Source organism: Thiolapillus sp. (assembly GCF_048562965.1).
In the GTDB taxonomy this organism is placed as follows: domain Bacteria; phylum Pseudomonadota; class Gammaproteobacteria; order Chromatiales; family Chromatiaceae; genus Thiolapillus; species Thiolapillus brandeum_A.
This window is the reverse complement of record NZ_JBHNMF010000560.1, coordinates 1,133-2,029: the sequence shown is the minus strand read 5'-3', so window position 1 is coordinate 2,029 and position 897 is coordinate 1,133. Positions and strand designations below refer to the sequence as shown.

General features: G+C 58.1%; 1 protein-coding gene. It reads right to left on the bottom strand.

Annotated elements, in window-relative coordinates:
* On the bottom strand, window positions 1-842 hold an 842-nt coding region (locus ACOCD2_RS17685), incomplete at its 3' end, for a zincin-like metallopeptidase domain-containing protein (protein WP_419625842.1).
* Window positions 843-897: the final 55 nt, after the last annotated feature.

Genomic DNA, 897 nt, shown 5'->3' with positions numbered 1-897 from the left:
TCATTCAATCGGGCAAGCCGGGCGGTTTTTTCGTAAGGGTTCGTTTCGGCATGGGCATGGATGACGGCCAGCCGGTCAGCAAGGTTGTTCGCCAGAATAAGGTCATCAACTGTCGTTAAGCAGGTAGCGGCATCGGGTCCTCCGGTATGCTGACGTGCGTACAGCTGGTAGGCGTCCGGGGTCTCTTCGGCCAGGTTGGCCTCGCGCAGTACCCCGTTTTCGCGGATTACGCCCGCGATATGTATTTGTCCGGTCCAGTTTTCAGGGAGGGCAAAGCCAAGCGCATTCTCGGACGCCCGGCGAAACGCCTCCCTATCGTTTTCATAGGCATCAGCATCACCATTCTTCAGGTTAAGAAAGGCCACCGATAGAACAGCGTCAGGCCGACGTGTTTCGATTAAATAACCGGCCGCCGCATCGATCTTGGCATCCAGCGCCCCGATGTCCTGGGGCAGCCCGTGATTTGACCAAAAGGCATTTTCTGTGTTCAGTGGCCGCATCTGAGCGAGGGTGTCAATAACACGGTCGATCTGTTCGAGGGATGCGGTTTGAAGCGCGTTATCCAGGGTTGCATTCTGGACGTGGTGAAGCGTCCACGCTTCGGCGCTCAAGGTATCGGGTTCGGTGGCGAAGCTGTTATGCACGGCGGTCTCCGGCTGCTGATCGTGTTCCTGGACTTGCTTTTGCTCGAATGCGAGCACAAATTCATGCATTTTCTCCGCATCGGCCGAGGCTCGGAAGATTTCCAGCGGATCGTCTTCCAGGACCTTGATCCACGACTGGACGTAGGCGGCGTGCTGGCCGGGATCATGGCCAATACGCAACGCTTCGCCAACGAGCATCGACGCGATCTCCGCCCGCAGCTCCTCCCTGGCGTATCCCTCGGAGCCGAAGGGG